Annotated in this window: 14 protein-coding genes; 5 read left to right on the top strand and 9 right to left on the bottom strand. The window is 65.0% G+C overall.

Annotation, left to right across the window (positions count from 1 at the left end; translation table 11 throughout):
• Positions 1-328: 328 nt before the first annotated feature.
• The 5 genes from AC1DBX_RS00765 to AC1DBX_RS00785 form a co-directional block, all read right to left on the bottom strand.
• A complete protein-coding gene (locus tag AC1DBX_RS00765) occupies positions 329-1,630 on the bottom strand; it encodes a wax ester/triacylglycerol synthase domain-containing protein (RefSeq protein WP_476930841.1) in 1,302 nt (433 codons plus the stop codon).
• A gap of 262 nt (positions 1,631-1,892) precedes the next feature.
• Positions 1,893-2,441 carry a hypothetical protein gene (locus tag AC1DBX_RS00770; RefSeq protein ID WP_476930842.1) on the bottom strand — a complete coding sequence of 183 codons (549 nt, stop codon included), beginning with the start codon at positions 2,439-2,441 and terminating at the stop codon, positions 1,893-1,895.
• A 2-nt stretch (positions 2,442-2,443) separates the two neighbouring features.
• Positions 2,444-3,001, bottom strand: coding sequence for a hypothetical protein (locus AC1DBX_RS00775; RefSeq protein WP_223916843.1), 558 nt, complete (start codon positions 2,999-3,001; stop codon positions 2,444-2,446).
• A 131-nt stretch (positions 3,002-3,132) separates the two neighbouring features.
• Positions 3,133-5,352: a transglycosylase domain-containing protein gene (locus AC1DBX_RS00780; protein ID WP_476858359.1), complete on the bottom strand. Its 2,220-nt coding sequence runs from the start codon at positions 5,350-5,352 to the stop codon at positions 3,133-3,135.
• Positions 5,353-5,366: 14 nt separating this feature from the next.
• A complete protein-coding gene (locus AC1DBX_RS00785; protein WP_476930843.1) occupies positions 5,367-5,873 on the bottom strand; it encodes an LURP-one-related/scramblase family protein in 507 nt (168 codons plus the stop codon).
• A gap of 234 nt (positions 5,874-6,107) precedes the next feature.
• On the opposite strand from AC1DBX_RS00785, the gene AC1DBX_RS00790 reads away from it, so the two are divergent.
• Positions 6,108-6,608, top strand: a complete 501-nt coding sequence (locus tag AC1DBX_RS00790; protein ID WP_459385007.1) for a TetR/AcrR family transcriptional regulator — start codon at positions 6,108-6,110, stop codon at positions 6,606-6,608.
• A 2-nt stretch (positions 6,609-6,610) separates the two neighbouring features.
• Here the strand turns inward: AC1DBX_RS00790 and AC1DBX_RS00795 are convergent, their stop codons facing one another.
• Entirely contained in the window at positions 6,611-7,555 is a 945-nt protein-coding gene (locus tag AC1DBX_RS00795; RefSeq protein ID WP_476930844.1) for an alpha/beta fold hydrolase, read from the bottom strand.
• Positions 7,556-7,899: 344 nt separating this feature from the next.
• Between AC1DBX_RS00795 and AC1DBX_RS00800 the strand changes: the two genes are divergently transcribed.
• Complete coding sequence (locus tag AC1DBX_RS00800) at positions 7,900-9,222, top strand: right-handed parallel beta-helix repeat-containing protein (RefSeq protein WP_476930845.1); 1,323 nt, start codon at positions 7,900-7,902, stop codon at positions 9,220-9,222.
• A 22-nt stretch (positions 9,223-9,244) separates the two neighbouring features.
• Here the strand turns inward: AC1DBX_RS00800 and nicT are convergent, their stop codons facing one another.
• Complete coding sequence (nicT, locus tag AC1DBX_RS00805) at positions 9,245-10,354, bottom strand: Nickel transporter NicT (protein WP_476873932.1); 1,110 nt, start codon at positions 10,352-10,354, stop codon at positions 9,245-9,247.
• Between the two features lie 204 nt (positions 10,355-10,558).
• On the opposite strand from nicT, the gene AC1DBX_RS00810 reads away from it, so the two are divergent.
• Positions 10,559-11,074 (top strand): mycothiol transferase, encoded by a 516-nt coding sequence (locus AC1DBX_RS00810; RefSeq protein ID WP_476873931.1) that lies wholly within the window; start codon positions 10,559-10,561, stop codon positions 11,072-11,074.
• A gap of 12 nt (positions 11,075-11,086) precedes the next feature.
• Entirely contained in the window at positions 11,087-12,205 is a 1,119-nt protein-coding gene (locus AC1DBX_RS00815) for an aminotransferase class V-fold PLP-dependent enzyme (RefSeq protein ID WP_476930846.1), read from the top strand.
• 50 nt (positions 12,206-12,255) lie between these two features.
• Here the strand turns inward: AC1DBX_RS00815 and AC1DBX_RS00820 are convergent, their stop codons facing one another.
• Entirely contained in the window at positions 12,256-13,296 is a 1,041-nt protein-coding gene (locus AC1DBX_RS00820; RefSeq protein WP_476930847.1) for a Gfo/Idh/MocA family protein, read from the bottom strand.
• Between the two features lie 105 nt (positions 13,297-13,401).
• Entirely contained in the window at positions 13,402-14,097 is a 696-nt protein-coding gene (locus AC1DBX_RS00825) for a maleylpyruvate isomerase family mycothiol-dependent enzyme (protein ID WP_476930848.1), read from the bottom strand.
• 787 nt (positions 14,098-14,884) lie between these two features.
• Between AC1DBX_RS00825 and AC1DBX_RS00830 the strand changes: the two genes are divergently transcribed.
• Positions 14,885-18,520 (top strand): choice-of-anchor D domain-containing protein, encoded by a 3,636-nt coding sequence (locus tag AC1DBX_RS00830; RefSeq protein WP_476930849.1) that lies wholly within the window; start codon positions 14,885-14,887, stop codon positions 18,518-18,520.
• Positions 18,521-18,694 lie beyond the last annotated feature (174 nt).

The following is an 18,694-nucleotide window of genomic DNA, read 5'->3' on the forward strand; positions in this document are numbered from 1 at the left end:
GCCCGAATGCCTAAAGTTATGGCCCGGTTGCGGGCAGGGCACTCAGTCCATCGATTAGGGTCGGGGCATGACCTTGAGCTTGGACGGCCCGCCGGACATTCGTGAGCAGGAATGCTCCTGTTGCGCATGTCTACCGGAGGGACACGTCGAAGAGCCCCTGGACCGGGCGGATGACACACGATGGCGCCAGTCCGGGTTTTTGGACAAAGGTCCGTAAACGCCTGGAAATACGCCGTTAGCCAGCGCCCCGTCAGTCTCTTAGGATCCCACCCGCGGAGAATGCGCCGAGCCGTCGGCTCTTCATGACCGGATATTCTCGGGTCGAAGCTTATGAAGGCCCGGTCACCATCAGAGCTTCAAGTGCGCTGGAAAGTTCGTCACGCAGTCCTGTCAGGTCCGGGCAAGTCCCGGGATCGGCGATTGTGGTGATGGTCAGCGTGCCGGCGTAGGAGAAGACTGCAAAGGCAACCGTTACGTTACCGCTGATCGCTCCGAGTGGAATGATCCCGGTTACCGGCCTGCCCGCGATCGCCAGGGCGCGTTCGGGCCCCCGCAGGTTCGTGACGAATGTATGGACAAGGTGTTGGTGGTCTATGACGAAGCGGTAGGCGCCAAGGTGCGCTGCGGCCCGGGATATGGGGCCGATGATTGCAGTGGAGGCCCCGGGAGGCCGCTGCTTGACACTCCTCATCGTTGCGGCAACAGTTGCCACCCGGCCCTTGGCCGGACCGACCGCGGGAACGGTCACCGGGATGATGCCGCTCCGGTTCCCCAGATAGGTGATTGTCGTGTGGCGGCGTGCCGAAAACAGCACAGAGATGACGAACTCTTCGACATATTCGCCCCGTGCCAGGAGCAGGCGGTGCAGGGCGGTAGCGACGGCGGTGAGGATGAGATCGTTGACGGTCGCTCCCTGCATGTGCGCGGCGTCTCTGACGGCCTCCATGTCGCAGCGGAGGACGGCAAGCGTCCGTTGCGGACCTGTCGGGCGGTTGAGTGAGGTGCGGGCAGCCCGGGGTTTGCCCGTCTGCCGCAGTTCGGAGGCTCCGGCGGCTGCGGTCCGCAGTGCGGCCGGCAGCCGGGCCAGTGCGTTGAATCGGCTCCTTGCAGCATCAAGGGCCAGGTAGAGCGCCGAGTATGGAATCTCTGGCTCCCGGCGACCGTCCCACCCGGCTTCCGCGGCTGCCAGGGCCTCCAGGACGGCGAGGCCCCCAATTCCATCTGTGAGGACATGATGGAAAACGAAAACAAGCGCTGACCGGTCCTGGCTCACGCCGGTGATGAGCTTGGCTGACCAGAGAGGACGGTCGCGGGACAGCGGCGCAGCGAGCATTTCGGCTGCAATGTTGAGCACGGCTTCCTCACCAACGGGCGCCGGACAGGCGATCACGCCCAGATGGTGTGCCGGATCAAAGCCGGAATCATCCGCCCAAATGGGCCGCCCGCAGCCGAAGGGCACAGACACCAGCCGCTGGCGCAGCCGGGGGACAGCGCCGAGCCGACGCGCCAGTGCTTCCAGGAGGGGTGCCGAATCGTCGCTGCCGTCCGTGCTGAGCATGAGGATGGCCCCGACTTGCATTGGCGCTGAGCCGATGTCCGCGTCCAGGGACATCATGTCCTCGGCGCTCACCCGGTCAACATGTTGTCTTGGCGTCATTTTCGGTCCCCGGAACCAGATCTCTGAATTCTCTGCACTCCTGGGAGGGAAGAAAACAGCAACCCACAAGTTGCTGAGCAGAGACAGCCTGCGACCCGACGTGGTCGTCATGTCCTCACTGTTGGGTCTTTGGGGCCCAGACGCTAGGGCAGAACGTCCCGCTTGCCCGCCATAGCCGAAGAGCCACCAGCGGCGCTGGATGATTTGGAGCAACGACGGCGGCAGGCTCCCGCCGCTAGGACGCTTTCGCGCTGGTGGTACCGGGGCCGGCGTTGACTGCTGCCGCCACCAGGCGGTCGAAGCTGGCGGTTCCGTTCTCCGGAGGCACAACCGTGAACACCGCAACCCATTTCTCGGGGGCATGTTTCTCCAGCGTTGACGCCCGGGCCACATGCAGGTTCAGCCCGGGTACGCCGCTGACAAGGAGCGGAAGCTGCTCGCCGGTCTTGGTCATGTGCCGGAACTGCCTGACCGACAATTGGTCACCCGGGCTGCTCGTGACCTCTGCGAGGGTGTCATTGATCCTCTTGGTCAGCCCCCGCAGGAAGCGCTGCTGGGCCATGACCGTGCGCACCGTCAGAAGCGCGGCGAAGAAGAGGGTGAACAAAACCAGCGCACCGAAACTTCTGAGGAAGGGCAGAAAGATCATCAGGAACAGGCACAGAATCAGCCCCAAAATACTCGACATGATGAACTTGAAGACAGGGTTTTCGCCCGGTTTTTTTGACCAGCGAACGAGGGCGACGATGTCCTTCCGGGGCTGATCGCGCCGTGAAATTTCCATGATTAGTACCCCTTCACTTCCATGAGCGCTTCGGCCAGGATGATTGCCTCGCGTGCTTCCTTGAGATCGCCCAGCAACCCCATATCGGGAATGGCTCCTTTGGCCGCGGTGGAGCCGGCGATTTCGGAAAAGATGCTGCTCAACTTTTCGCGGTCCTGTGACAGCATCCGGGACGACGTCAGCTTAATTCGGCTCAGCTCAAGCTCCAGCAGTGACTTGTCGATGGCCTCACGACGCCCTTGCATGACCGCCAGCTTCTCGGTGACACGCTGGACACGGCCGCGGAGCATTGATTCCATCTTTCCTGCCACGACGTGGAGCTCGCACAGCGCGGTGTACGACTGCGGGGACCCGGAGTGAACGGCGAGCTGCTCACCGACGTAATGGCGCCGTCGTTCCCATTTCCGGACGGCGGACTCAGATGGTCCCAAGAGGAGGGAAACGGCTGCCAGTGCTTTGTCCAGCGACGCGGCCCGGGTGCTCAGGCTGCTGGTGGCGGCGTCCAGCCTCGACAGGAACGCGTCGTAGTTGTCGTGGGGCTGGGCGCTATCGGGATTCATGAGCCACCCGCGCGCGGTGGCGCGATTCCCCTCGCCGGAAATTGGCCCCGTCTCCCATGGCAAGAGGATAGAGGCTCCGGGCCCCGTTGGCATAGAGTGCGGTTTTGGATCCGGAGCATTTCGGGCCAGTGTCAGCGACACAACGCACCACTAACACCGGGGAAGCACGGCGTGCGGGTCGTCGGGGGCGTGCGGCTCGCGGAGGGCGTCCGGGTCATTGACTCCGGCGGCGCCGGGAAGGGGGCGGTGGGGTAGTAACGGGCGACCTGCCGCATGTAGTTCGCCCACTGCGGGCCGGCGAGCATGTAGCCGTCAATGGCCTTGTAGAACTTGCCGTTGATGGTGATGTTCTGCCCGGGCCTCTTCTGGCCCTCCAGGGCGTCGCCGAAGAAGGAAGCCGTAGCGAGGCCGCTTGTGTAGCCCACCACCCAGGTGGCGCCATTGGTATTGGACGTGCCTGTCTTGGCCGCGACCGGGAACCGCTCCTGGACCTTGGGCTTGATGTAAACGCCGGACCCGCGTTTCAGCACGTCCTGCAGCACGGCGTTCACTCCGCGGGCGACCTCGGGCTTGATCGCCTTGTGACAGGAGCTGGTCTCGGCCGGCAGTTTCTGTCCCGCCGCGTCGTTCACTGCCGAAATGGCAATCGGCGTGCAGTAGGTTCCGTCGTTGGCAAAGGTGGCAAACGCGTTGGCCAGATGGAGAGGCGCCACGCCAATGGCGCCCAGCAGATTGCCCAGCTGGTGCATGTTGATTTGGGCGTTGTCCACGCCGCTGTGGAGCCCGGCGGCATCGACCATCTTCTGGATGCCGCAGAAGTCGAGTTGCGCGGCCTCGGCGAAGGTGGCGGTGTTGATGGAGTTATACAGCCCGTAGTCCACGCGCATGCGGCGGTAGTACCCGGCGTCGTTGTTCTGGAGGTCGTCCGCCGCGCCGAGGCTCTTCTGGCTGGTGCTGTAGGCCCCGAGCACCCTGCCGCAGCTTGATCTCCAGCGGAACCCGAGCGGATAGGAGCGCCGGGACGCGTCCACCATGGCGGAAAGGGATTTGCCCTCGTTGAGCCATTCGGCAAACGTGAACGGTTTCATGGTGGAGCCGGGCTGGAACCCGCCGGCGCCGTTGAGGTCGTTGCCGTTGGCGTCCTTGGAATCGACGTTGAAGTTCAGTTGCGTGTCGAATTTGCCAGGTGCCGGGAGAAACACGGTGTTTTGCGCCATCGCCAGGATCTTGCCGGTGCCGGGTGCGATGGAGACCATCGCGGCGCCCCACTTGTCCGGGTTGGCCCCGGCCGTGGCATCGACCTGCGCCTGCGCGGCCACTTGGAGCCGGCTGTCCAGGGTGGTGGTGATGGTCAGGCCGCCGCGGAACAGCTTCCGCTCGCGTTCGGCAATATCCGCGCCGTAGGCCGGATTGTTGAGAATGAGGTGGGAGACGTAGTCGCAGAAGTACGGTGCCATTTCCGCGCCGGCGCATCCCTGCCTCCCGGGGGTGATCTTGAGATCCACCGGGGCGGCCACGGCCGCTTCGTGCTGCGCTTGGGTGATGGCGCCATAGCTGAGCATCTTGGCGAGAACCTGGTTGCGCCGCTGGACGGCGTTTTCCGGATGGACGTCAGGATTATAGAAGCTGGGGCTGTTCACGAGGCCGGCCAGCAGGGCAGCCTGCGGCAGGGTGAGGTCCTTGGCAGTGGTGTTGAAGAAGTAGCGGGACGCAGCTTCGATGCCGTAGGCGTCCCGGGCGAAAAACACGATGTTCAGGTACCCCTCCAGGATCTGGTCCTTGGTGTATTTCTTCTCCAGTTCGACGGCGAGCCTCATCTCGCGGATCTTGTCGGCCATGCTCTTTTGCCCGTTGAGGACAATCTGGTCGCCCTTGTCCGCCGACACGAGGGATTCATTGAGCACGTTGGTGACGTACTGCTGGGTCAGGGTGGAGGCACCCTGCCTTCCGCCGTTGGTCAGGTTGGACACCAGCGCCCGGAGAATCCCCTGGGGGTCAATGCCGGCATGTTCGTAGAATCGCCGGTCCTCGATCGCGACGATCGCGTCCTTGATGTACGGGGACATTTGGTCGAGCCGGACCTTCACGCGGTTTTCAGCATAGAAGGTGGCGATCGGTTTCCCGTCGGCGGTGAGCACCCTGGTCGATTCCGACGGCGGATCAACAGTCAGTTCCGAGGGGAGGCTGTTGAACAATTTGATCGAGTCGCTGACGGCGACGCCGGTCGCGGCCACGGTGGGCACCAGAAGGCTGGCGGCCAGGACGCCGCACACCGCGCTCGCCGTCAGGAACCCGAATAGCCTCCACAGGGTCGTGGCTACTAGGGATCCGGTGCTTTTCCTGGGCGACATGCTGCCTGGACAGGCTAGGTCAATGAGTCGATGGCGACGGTGATCGCCAGGAGGAGCGGGACGTCCTCGCCGCCCGCGACTTCGACGCCGTAGGACTCGCGCACGCGGAACCACTTCTTGGAGATCGTGGCGACCGTTTGGCCGTCGCGCTCGATCTCGTACTCGTGGTCGACGATGTTGCCGTGTGCCTTCATGTCGGGGCCGCCTTTTACGTCGATCGAGAAGCGGTCCCGGAGCCCAACCAGGGCCTTGTGGACTGTCGCGGCGGTGTCGCCGCCGCGTTCGATGGCCACCTTGTCCCGGACCGAGAGCTTGCGCTCCTGGATGCTCGCCACCTCGTTTCCCGAGGTGTCCTCCAACACGAACGTGTCCCGGATTCGGACCGCCTTGCCGTTGACCTTGTAGGCGCGTTGGCCGTGGCTGTCTTCGATCCAGAAGTCGTCCCCGATCGACAGCAGTTTCTCGCGCATCTGAAACCGCTCGCCTATGGGTTCGTCATGCCGGTGCCGCAATAGTCCCATGCCCTGACCATAGGACCGCTCCGCCGGCCGGCACCTCACCCGAACCGGATGGTCCGGGCGGCTGAACTGTCCCCGCTGGTAACCTGAACATCATTGTTTGAGTAGTTGAATGGGCTGGGAGGGCCGGTGCCGGAAGTGCAGAAAGAACGCACCAAGCGGGCGGACGCCGTCCGGAACAAAGATGCCATCATTGACGCCGCGTTGACACGCCTCAGTGACAATCCCGGGGCAAGCATGGCTGAAATTGCTCGAGTTGCGGGGGTGGGCAGGGTGACCCTCTACGGCCACTTCGCAGACCGGAAGGACCTGGTTGGCGCGGTGTTCGAGAGGGCCATGGACCGCGCCGAGGCCGAACTCGCCGCTGTAGACATCGAGCAAGACACCTGGAACTCCCTGCAGGAGATCGTCCAGTCATCCTGGCGGGTCCTCCATCAATTCAACGCGCTGTTGGCGGCGGCCGAACCATACCTCTCAGCCGACCAAATCAGGGCTCACCACGACAAGCCGCTGGCCAGGGTGATGTCGGTGCTGGAAAAGGGCAGGAGTGAGGGGATCTTCCGTACCGATCATTCCCTCACGTGGCAGGCTGCCTGCTTCTACGCCATCCTCCACAGCGCGGCGGCCGAAATCCGGGCGGAACGACTGGATGAGGTCGCGGCGGCAAAGATCCTTCCGTCAACGATCCGGGCCCTCCTGGTCCCGCCGGACCTGCCGACCGATAAGTCTCTCCACTAGATCTACCGGGTGCCGCCGTGGCGCAGGAACTCGGTGATCTTCGTTGCCATGGCCTTGGACTGCGTCCAGTGCAGGTAGTGCTCGCCCCCAAGGACCACCAGCTCGTGGCGCCGTACGTTGGCCAGCTGCCGTTCGTGCGCGCCGTACCAGTCCGGCTGCTGGTTCATCGTGTCCTGTGACAGGAAGTAGAGCACCGGAAGTGCGTCGGGGTAGCGGAGATCCTGGAGCATGGCGGCATTCTCGCCCATCCGGAGAGTTTCATCAGTGACCGCCGCGTTGCCGAAGTTCCAGCTCGTTATCTGACGCATTTGTTGGCGTTCTGCTGCCGTGAAGCTGCCGCCGCCGGGTTCTCCAAAACCCAGCGCCGTGGCCCAGCGGACCAGGCCTGTGGTCGACGGTGCGTGCGCCCACCAGTAGTCCGCTGCAGGAGCCTCGGCGGGGTCGGTGGTTCCGCCTACGGACATCCTGCTGGCCGGAACGGTGGGGTCGATGCCGATAACGGCGGACACCTCCGCTGGATACTTGTTCGCGTAGTACAGCGTGGAAAAGCCGGCGATCGAGTGGCCCATGAGAGTGTAGGGCGCCCTGATGCCGAGCTTTGACAGCACTTCATGAAGTTCTTCGGCGATGTTTTCAACGGTCCTTGGCCGGGCAGTCATGTCGCTTAAGCCGTAGCCGAATCCCTCAACAACCACTGTTCGGAAGCCGCGCATTTCCCGGACCAGGGGGGCAAAATCGAGCCCCGGGGCAGGGGTCCCGAGTCCACTGAGCAGCACGACCGTCGGCCCGGTCTCGCCGGTGCGGGTGACATTGATGGTTCCCTCATTGAGGTGAACCATTTCGCCGTATGCGACCGTGTGGGACTTTTCGATCTGTTCCAGGATGAGATTGGCCGACGTCGAGGCGGCGAGCAAGCCGGCAATGCTCAGCGCCACTACCCCCGCCATGCGATGGCCCCGCCTCCACCGACGCTTGCGGGGCGGATTGTCCAGGACTGGGAGGGTAGGGCGCGGCATCATGGCAAGACTCCAGGACGAAGGAACTGAGGTAGGCGGTGCGACGTCTCCGCGCTGGGACCGGTCCGGTCAGGTACTTTTGCTGACCAAAATAAATTATACAGCGCTGTTTGAGATAAAGCTCTGGTTGATCATGCCCAAGCTTTTTACAACCCCCGCCCACTAGGGTCGGCGGATGACCTAAGCCCGCGTCTCGACTCATGGCCGCAGCCGGAGCGGACATACTCAAGGTCGCGGAGCTCTCCTCCTCTGACCATCAAACCGCGAGGATCGCCATGAGAATTAACTCCGTTCGCTCAGCCGTAACCACCCTGATCCTGACGGCCGGCTGGTTGGCGGTGGGCCTCCCGGCGCCGGCCCAGGCCGCGGGCACTACGTACTTCGTCAGTGCCTCGGGGAGTGACACCAATCCGGGAACCTCCAGCGCTGCGCCGTGGAAGTCACTGTCGAAGGTCAACTCGATCGTCCTCAAGCCCGGCGACACGGTCAGTTTCCGCAGGGGCGACACCTGGGCCGGAGGCATTGTGACCACCCAGAGCGGAACCGAGGCCGCACCCATCACCTTGACCGGCTACGGGACCGGCAATGCCCCGACGATTACCGGCGGCAAGTCTGGAAACTGCATCAGGATCAACGGCAACTTCACCACCGTTGACGGACTTCGGGGCGTCTCCTGCGGCTACGCGGGCATCAGCGTCACCGGCGACCGCAATACGGTCCGGAATTCCAGTGCCTCCAACAACGCTGTTGGCATCAAGGCGGGGACCGGGTCTGACTTCGGGAAATACACCGGCAACGTCCTGACCAACAACAACGTCATGAACGTCCTGACGCAGGGCACGAACTGCGGGACACCCCAGGCCGTGAACTGCAATGACGACTCGGGCGCTTCCGGCGTGCTGATCAACGGCAACGACAACGAACTTTCCGGCAACACGGTCAGCGGCTCCACTGCGTTTTCCTACGATTACACCCGCGACGGCGGTTCTTTCGAAATCTACAACGGCAGCCGGAACTACATCCATCACAATGTGTCCTTGGACAACAACAACTTCTCCGAGATCGGAAGGTCCTCCGGGACGGCCGACGGCAACACCTACCGCTACAACCTGGTCCGGTCGACCTGTGGTGCCAACTGTGCCCAGGCCAAGGGCTTGATCGCCCGCGGTGCAGGGACGTCCTTCGGGCCGACGAACGGCACAGTCTTCGAATTCAACACCGTGTATCTGAACGGGCCACAGTCCCAGGCCGTTGTCTGCCATGCGGGCTGCCCTGCATCGACCGTGATCCGCGGCAACATCCTGGCGGGCGTCAGGAACTCCTTATGGATCAACGGCTCGGGTTGGACCGAGAACCAGAACGTCCTCAATGGCCCGGTCAACTTCGTACCGAACAGCACGTCCACCACTGCGTCTGCGCGCTTCGTGAACGCACCGGCCGATCTCCGCCTGACCGGCACCAGCCCGGCCATCGACCGCGCCGGAACGAGCCTGTCCGCCGTCGACCTCGCCGGAAGTCCGGTGCCCCAGGACGGGGACTGCAACGGGACGGCCGCTGCCGATTCGGGGGCCTACGAGTTCGACTCGCCCAGCTGCTGACCTACGTTGCGCCCGCATCCGCTCAGCTGGTGCCGGCGTGGCTCCAGCGCTGCTCGATCCGGCCAAATTTCCAGACGGCGAGCGCGATCAGCCAGATGATGACGAAGAGTCCGACGACGATGTACCCGACGTTTTCGAGGTCCAGCGAACCGATGGCGGCCGCCGGCCCCGATTCGAGTCCCAGTTTGTCCGCCACGAGCCCAAGCAGCACGGTGACACCGACCACCAGCGCCACAATCACCGAGAGCACCGTGACTGTGAGGTTGTAGAAGACCTTGCGGACCGGCTTCAGGAACGCCCACCCATAAGCCCGGGACATGAACACGCCGTCGGCGGTGTCGAAAATGCTCATTCCGGCGGCAAACAGCACCGGGAGGACCAGGATGGCGTACCAGGGCAGGGAGAAGGCCGCGGAACCGGCGGCGAGCACGAGCAGGGCTACCTGGGAGGCGGTGTCGAATCCCAGGCCCATCAGCAGGCCGACGGGATAGATGTGCCATGGCTTGATGATCCGCCGGATGGTTCCGCCGAGGAGCCTTGCCAGGAAGCCCCGGTTGTTGAGCTGGTGCTCAAGCTCAGCCTCGTCCAGTTCCCCGGTCCGCATCCCGCGGAACACCCGGGCGATGCCGACCACCGAGGCGAGGTTCGTCAGACCGATCAGGATCAGGAACGTTCCAGCCACGACGCTTCCCACCAGTCCCAGCGTCTGCACCAGTGCCGAGTCCCCGTCCCGCACGGTGCCGGCCATGGCCCTCGCGCCGAGGGCCAGGAGCAGCGCCGCGCCGAACACCACGGTGGAGTGGCCCAGCGAGAACCAGAAGCCCACCCCCAGCGCGGCCTTTCCCTCACCGACCAGCTTGCGGGTGGTGTTGTCGATGACGGCGATGTGGTCGGCGTCGAACGCGTGCCGCACCCCCAGCAGAAAGGCGGTAACGCCCAGCCCCACCCCGTACACGCCGGAGCGGCCCAGCGCGAAGTTCTGCGGAGCCACGGCCAGGGTCAGCACACTCCAGCCGACCACGTTGAGCAGGAGGACGAAGCCGGTGATGCCGGCGAGATGGAACTTGTCACGGCGTTCCCAGCGACTGGACGTCGCCCGAACCGGCTGCGCTACAGGCAACAAGTTGCTCATAATCCGTAAGGGTAGGCGCGGGGGTCGCCGCTGCCAAGACCTCGCGGACTGCGGAACTGCGCGTGGCCGTGTTGCCCCCGTCATCGTCTCCGCGTGCGCCGTTGACACGGCGACGCCCGGCCCTATCCGCCGGTGCGGCCTCCATGCAAGCATGGGGATCACCGATCATGCAAGCACTCCGATCATGCACAGGGAGGGGACTCGATGAAATCCAATGAACTGCTGCTGGATGCCTTCGGCCGGATCCGTGAGACGGTGGCCGCGGCCCTGGCCGGGGTTGATGATGCCACCCTGCTCCGACGGCCGGGAGTCAACGGGAATTCAATGGCCTGGCTCATCTGGCACCTCAGCAGGGTCGAGGACGCGCAAGTCGCCTCCGCCGCGGGCCTGGACCAGGTGTGGACCTCGGAGGGGTTTGCCGCCCGCTTCGGCCTGCCCCTCTCCAAGCGGGACACCGGCTACGGCCATACGAGCGGCCAGGTGGACGCGGTGCAGGCACCGCCGGAACTGTTGCTCGAATACTACGAAGCCGTCCACCGGCAGACCGTGAATTTCCTGGAGCACCTCGGCGACGACGACTTCGACCGCATCGTCGATACCCGCTGGGACCCGCCCGTCACCCTCGGGGTGCGGCTGGTCAGCACGATTGCCGACTGCCTCCAGCACGTGGGGCAGGCGGCCTACGCAAAGGGCCTGGACTCCGCGCGCGGGCACGGCTAGGCGGTCCGTGCCATGCAGGCGGCCGAAATTCGCGGACTCTTCCCGGGGCTACAGGAAACCATCTATCTCAACACCGCCTCGATGAACGTCGGCTGTGCACCCGCCCGCGAGGCGTACGAGCTGGCCGTCAAGCGATGGTCCGCCGGCAGGTTCGACTGGATGGATGCCGAGCGGGCAGGGGAGGAGGCCCGCACCATGTTCGCGGAGATGGTCGGGGCGACGGCGGGGGAGATCGCGATCGTCCCGGCCGTGAGCTCCGCCGCCGGGATAGTGGCCGCCAACCTGCCGCCGGCGAAGCGCGGCGAGAACGTCGTGGTTGCCGGGAACGAATTCGCCTCGAACTACTACCCCTGGCTCCTGCTCCGGAACCGCGGTTACGAGGTCCGCGCCGTGGCACCGGGCGGGGACGGCGTGACGGCCGAGGAATTTGGCCAGGCGGCCGACGGCGGCACCCGCCTGATCGCTGTGAGTGCCGTCCATTCGGCCAACGGCTACCGTGCGGACCTGGCCGCGCTCAGCCGGGTCGCGGCCCGCTCCGGCGCCTGGTTCTTCGTCGACGCCTGCCAGGCCGCGGGCGCGGTGCCCCTGGATGTGGTGCGCGACGGCGTGGATTTCCTGGCCGCCGCGAGCCACAAGTTCCTGCTCGGCTCCCGGGGCATGGGCTACCTCTATGTCCGCAGCGGACTGCTTGACCGGATCCAGCCCGTCGGTCCCGGCTGGAAGGCCGCGCGCAACCCGGCCGAGAGCTTCTACGGACCGGCCATGGACCTCTCACCCACGGCCTCGAAGCTCGACGCCTCCTTGGCCTGGTTTCCCGCCCTGGCCGAGCAGGCGGCGCTCGGCATCTTCCGCAGGTTTGGGATCGGGGCCTTGCTCGATCGCAACGCCCGGCTCGCCCTTCACCTTCAGCAGGCCCTGGCGGCGCAGGGCTCCTCGTTCCGGCCGTTCGCCGAGCAGCACCGCTCCACGATCTTCTCCGTGCCGGTGACAGACACTGAGGCGGTCCTGGCGCGGTTCCGCCAGGCCAACGTGGTGGCATCGGTCCGGGAGGGCAGAATCCGGCTGGCGGTACATTTCTACAATCTGGATGAAGAACTCGATCGCGTGGCCGGGCTGATCGGGCGAGGGTGAGCGGCGGCCGTGCCTCCTCACGGAAAACTGGGGCCGCCCCAGCACCGTTACTATTCGCGCCCGTGGTCCTTGTCGTCGCTGGCGTAGGCGAGGCCGATCTGGCGCCGAACTTCGTCCATGGCCTCCATGACCTGAACGCTCTGCCCGGGCGGCAGGATGTCGTTGGCAATGGAGCCGGCCGCAATGAGCCGCTCCATTTCCCGCGCCTGGTATTGCATGCCGCGGCCGGTGACGGGTTCATCGAATCGCTCGACGATGTTTCCGTCGGCGTCGTACCTGGTGAAGGCCGACGGCGTGTACCAGACTGACGGGATCTCGATCCGGCCTTCGGTTCCGATGATCGAGGCCTGGTTTGGTCCTGCCGTGTCCAGCGCGCAGTGCAGCACGGCCTGCTGCCCGTCACCGTATTCGAAGATCATCGCGGTCTGCCGGTCAACTCCGGTTTCAGTCATGCTGGCCGCTGCCCGGATCCCGGTCGGCACCCCGAAGACGTCGAAGGCGAAGGAGACGGGGTAGATGCCCAGGTCCAGGAGCGCTCCGCCGCCCAGCGCCGGGTCGTTGAGGCGGTGCGCCGGATCCTTGGGCAGATTCTGGTTGTGGTCAGCGATCACTGTGCGGACCTCGCCCAGGGCGCCGGACCGAATCAGCTCACGGATGCGGACCATGTGCGGAAGGTAGCGTGTCCACATGGCCTCAAGGGCGATCAGCCCCTTCGTCTCGGCGAGCTCCACGATCTCCCGGGCCTGCCAGGCGTTCATGGCGAAGGGCTTTTCGATCAGCACGTGTTTACCGGCGTCCAGGGCCAACAGCGCATTCTCGTGGTGGAACGGGTGCGGCGTAGAAACGTAGACAACGTCGACGTCCGGGTCGGCCACGAGGTCCGCGTAGCTTCCATGGGACGTGGGGATCTGAAACCGGGCCGCGAAATCGGTCGCGGATGCCATGGTCCTGGAGCCGACGGCCTGGACCACTGAGCCGTTGTCGATCAGGTCCGGCGTTTGCAGCCCGGCGATAAACCCGGTGCCGAGAATTCCCCATCTGGCCTGGGGCGTGGAGAGACCTGCGGTGCCGGGTGTGGCGTGCTCTGACATGCGTTTGGGTTCCCTTCGAACATGCGGTCACGAAAGCATCGGGCGGCTCGTGGAGCGTCCACGGCTTCGCGGGACGTGTTCGTATCCTAATCCCGATGCCGGAACTCACGGTGTGAGCGGACCCCGAAGCACACGCAGGGCCGCGGCGGCGTCACCTTCAATGACGGCGTTCTCTGCCAGGTTGGATCGACCCCAAAGACCCAGATACATCACCGGCAGCGGGGCGGAAATCAAGGCCACGGCGGCGCCAGGTCCCAGTGTCCAGCTGGCGGCCCCTGGCACCTGGAAGGTCACAGCTTTGTCCGGGGGCGGCATCCGGTCCAGTCGCAGCTGCCGCGGCGCGAACATCGCCAGGACCTCGTCGACACCGTCGAGCATGAAGTTGTCGGCCAGCGCGGGGATCTCCAGGCCAAGCGCCTGGCAGGCGTCGACCAGGTGGATGGCATGTTCGTGGGCCTGCCGCCGAAGCCAGAACCGGGCGGTGCGCGGAGGCGGGCCAAAGGTCCAGCATTCGCTCTCCGGATCAAGGCCCGTCATCGTCTCGAGGAAGGGTGCGGTGCCCGCGAGAAACCAGGCCGCGGCGCCCTCGGCCGGCGGTGCAGGTTCCTGGACAAAGGTGCCCGTCCGGACCACCCCGGCTGCCCACCTCTCGATTGAACCGAGATGCCCGAAGAGCTGCTCGAGCGTCCAGGTGGGGCACGCCGGAACGGCGCCGGCAAGAGTGCCCCGCGGCTGCCGGGCGAGCGTGCCGAGGTGGTCCAGGGAGTTGGCCAGTTCGGCCAGGAATTGATCGGGCGGCATGGGAGGAGCCTAACGCGACGCGGCAAAGATTCCGGCGCGCCGACACCCACGCAGCGTGGGCGGGCCTCGTGCCAGCAACATCCCTCGCATGCGTCCCACAAGGCGTCGAGGCATTGAGCGGACACCCAGCACCTGCGCCTGACCGAGCGGTTTGCGGCCCAGTCCGTGATTGAGGAGCTGCTGGCAGTCCAGGCGTTCGTTCCGCCGCGTTCGCTGCTCAGGCGGATGTTCGGTGCCAGTCCGTTGAGCGACGCCAGCTCGCCCTGGTACCGGGGTGCGCTGGGCGAAATCGCTGAGGGCCGGATCCTGGCACGCCCGCGGTGCCAGGCAAACCGGATGACTTCATAGGGAATTTCGCCGCCCTCCGGCGGTTGGTTGACCAGGCACGACGCCGGGTTGCGTGGGTGCTTGGTGTCCCCGCCGTCGGCTTCTTGTTGTTGGCCCCAGCAGGACCGCTGGGTGCCGCAATCCTGCACGCATTGATGAACCGATAGGGGAGACCGTCGAGCGAATGGCGCTCGCCGCCGTCGTGAATCAGCCCTTGGGCTCGAAACGCTGAGACATTCCCACGCCCGCTTCGCCCCCGTTGGGGACCGCCCGGATTTTCGGGGAAGCAAATAAACAACCGCGTTCGCCCAAGTAGCGGCCAAGTAGCGCCCGAAATAAAACGCGAATTGCCCGGGAGAAGTCGAGTGGCAACCACTCGCGCGCTCTTCAAACCCCGCTTCTAGGCTCCAGAGTACTGGGTTTATAAAGTCAATGTAGTGGTCAGAAACGGGTCTCAGCCATGTTTGATCAAACAGAATTTCGGGTGTCGTCCAGCCATTTTAATGGCCTTCTTCGCGGTGGACTTAAGGGTTGGGCACCGCATCTCCGGAAGCACCGGGCAGCCACGATCCACGCAACTCCGCACCGACACCGGCCGTGGTCCCGAGGCGCCTGGGCATCACTGCTGTCGGCAACGCTCGCACTCGCAGCGCTTTCCGTCGGCCATACCGCCGTCGCGGATGTGGGGACCATCGCCCACGATTCACTGCGGACAGGCTGGGACAAAAACGAACCCGGGCTCTCGCCGTCGGCGGTCGCATCATCGAACTTCGGCAAACTATTCTCTGCAACCGTGGACGGGAAGGTCTACGCCCAGCCGCTCGTAGTAGGCGGTACCGTGATTGCGGCGACGGAAAACAATGCCGTTTACGGGCTGGACGGCGCCACGGGTGCGGCGAAGTGGACCCGTAAACTTGGGCCGGCGTGGCCGGCGTCGACCGTTCGCTGCGGCGATCTCACGCCCAACATCGGAATTACTTCGACGCCGGTCTACGACGCGGTGACGAAGAGCGTCTTCCTGCTGGCGAAGACGAATGACGGGGCCAACAATCAGTTCCCACACTGGTACATGCACTCCCTGGATGTTGCGACCGGCGCGGAGAAACCCGGATTCCCCGTCACAATCCAAGGCGCCCCGACAAATGACCCCACCCGCCCGTTCAACCCGATGACGGCGATGCAGCGCCCAGGGCTGCTGCTCTTGAACGGGGTCGTGTATGCAGGGTTTGCCAGCCATTGCGACTACACCCCCTTCGTAGGTTATGTCGTCGGCGTATCGACCGCCGGGCGACAGACGACGATGTGGGCCACCGAATCAGGCAACGCCAATGCGGAGGGCGGGATCTGGCAATCTGGCGGTGGACTGGTGTCCGACGGTCCCGGTCAAATACTGCTCACCACGGGAAACGGGATTTCCCCGAAGCCCGGCCCGGGATCGAAGCCCCCCACCACCCTGGCGGAGGCGGTGGTCCGGCTCCGAGTCGGCAGTGACGGCAATCTGAAGGCCACCGACTTCTTCAGCCCGGCCGACAACGCGAAACTGAACAGGAACGACGCCGATCTGGGCTCCGGCGCTCCCGTCGCGATCCCGGACGGCTATGGCACGGCTGCACACCCGCACCTGTTGGCCCAAATCGGTAAAGACGGCACCATGTACCTGCTGGACCGGGACAACTTGGGCGGCATGGCGCAGGGGCCGGGCGGAACTGACGCCGTCCTGGACAAAGCCGGACCGTACAGCGGAGTTTGGGGCCGGCCCGCGTTTCTTGGGACGCCCAGCGGCGGATATCTCTACATCGTCGAAAGCAACGGGTACCTGAGGGCCTTCAAGCTCGTGCCGGGCGCCAGCGGTGGGATTAGCCTGGCAGCCGTCGGAACGTCCGCTGGTACGTTCGGGTTCAGCTCCGGCGCCCCGTCGGTGACATCCACCGGCACGGACGGGTCCTCCGCCCTTGTCTGGGTGGTCTATGTCAGCGCAGGTACCGGGGCCGATGCGGAACTGCGCGCATACCGGGCAATCCCGGATAACACCGGGAACCTCAGGGAAGTGTTTAGCGCCCCGCTGGGCATAGGGGCCAAGTTCTCCTCGGTGGCCACTGACAAGGGCCGCGTCTACGTGGGCACGCGGGACGGGCACGTCTTGGGCTTCGGCGCCCCGACGACATCGGCGGTAGGGGCAAAGAACACCGATCTCGGCACCGCCAAGGTGGCCACCTCCGTGACCGGAAGCGTGACGATCACCGCGTCGCGGGCGGTAACGGTCAGCTCCATCACGACGCGCGCCCCGTTCAAGATCGGAACCGGGCTCACGATGCCCCGGAAGTTGGCCAAGGGTGCGAGCCTGACCGTACCCGTGACGTTTTCGCCGACTGTTCCGGGCCAGGCGGACGGCACCTTGACGGTCAAAACTTCAGACGGCGAAACCGACCTCCTCGGCGTCCACGGCATCGGCACGAAGGAGGGCCTGGGCGCGACTCCGGCCACGGTGCAGTTCACCGACGTCCCGACAAAGACGGTCAGCCGGCAGACGGTCAACATCGTCAACACCGGCACCACAGTCGCCAAGATCACCGGCGTCGCGTTGCCGGTCAGCGCACAGCTCAAGGTCGACCCGGCCACGGTGCCGGTGGTCGGCAAGACCATCCAGCCGCTCGCGTCGATTGCGGTGTCCTTGACGTTCAGTCCCACATCGGCGAGTCCGGTGACCGATACCCTCGTCGTCACCAGCGACCGCGGGAAGGTGACCGTCAACGTGGCCGCGACTGCCGTCTCCGGCGCGGCGCACCTGGAGATGCCGCGCGCCCTGGACTTCGGTGACGTCCCTGTCGGGACGTCGGTGACCAGGGCTTTCGAGATAAAGAACACCGGCAACGTCCCGATGACCATCACGAAGGCCAAAGCGCCGCAGGGCGTCTTCTCCACTACCAATCCCATTTCCGAGGGCTTGAAAATTCCCGCCGGTGAAACCGCATACCAGACCGTGACCTTCGCGCCCGCGGCCGTCGGGCAAGCAGGGACGAGCGAGACCTTTTACCTGATCACGGCGGACGACGGCCAAGCTGCGAAGAAGGTCATGCTCACAGGGAACGGTACCGACGACCCCATCGCTGCCTATGCCTGGAAGATCAATGCGGGCCGCCCCGGGTCGAGCCTTGGCCGGTCGCTGACCGCGGAGTACGCCGTGGGCGTAGGCAAGTGCCAGGACTACGTCGGAGGGGTGATCTGTTGGTCACCCAAGACCGGGGCGCATTCGGTCCGCGGCGAGATCAGCCGCCGCTACAAGGCAGCCGGCGGTGCCGCCGGCATCCTGGGCTTCCCGACTTCCGACGGGCAAGCTTCGCCGGACGGCGTTGGTGCGTACAGCCACTTCTCCGGTTCGGACGGGTCCTCGATCTACTTTTCTCCGACGACCGGAGCGCACTTTGTCCTTGGGTCGATCCGATCGAAATGGATGGCACTGGGCGCGGAGACAGGGCCGTTGGGCTATCCGATCACTGACGAGAAGCACGCCCCGGACGGAGTGGGACGGTACAACCACTTCTCCGGTGCGGGTGGGGCCTCGATCTACTGGACACCGAAAACCAAGGCCCACTCGGTGACAGGGCCGGTCCGTGCTAAGTGGGCGTCGCTGGGCTGGGAGTCGGGCCTGGGCTATCCGACCTCCGACACTACGGCGTCCGCGGACAAGGTAGGGCGGTTCAACCACTTCTCAGGTGCGGGTGGAAACTCGATCTTCTGGTCGCCGGCGACGGGGGCCCACTTTGTCCTTGGGTCGATCCGATCGAAATGGGCGGCACTTGGCTGGGAGACCGGGCCACTGCGGTATCCCATAACGGACGAGAAGGGCACACCGGACAAGGTGGGCCGGTACAACCACTTCTCCGGTTCGGGTGGGGCATCGATCTTCTGGACGCCGACTACCCGGGCGTACTCGGTGACAGGTGCGATCCGGAATAGGTGGGCCTCGCTCGGCTGGGAGACTAGCCGGTTGGGTTATCCCACGAGCGACTCGTATACGGTATCCGTCGGCCGGGCAACGGATTTCCAGCGCGGGCGGCTGACGTGGAACGCGACGGCCAGGAAGGTCACCGGCTAGCGGTGCCCGCGTCAGTTCAGGAATTCCCGGACCGATTGGCGCCTGGACCTCACCGGTCTGGGCCCGATCGGTCCGGACCTGTGCGGCCAGACCTAATCGGTCTGGAACCGGGCGACGGCGGAGGCGTACATTGACGATGCGGGCTGGCCGGATCCCGGCCCTAGTGGGGGCCCG

This window comes from Arthrobacter sp. 10N44_2 (assembly GCF_056394385.1).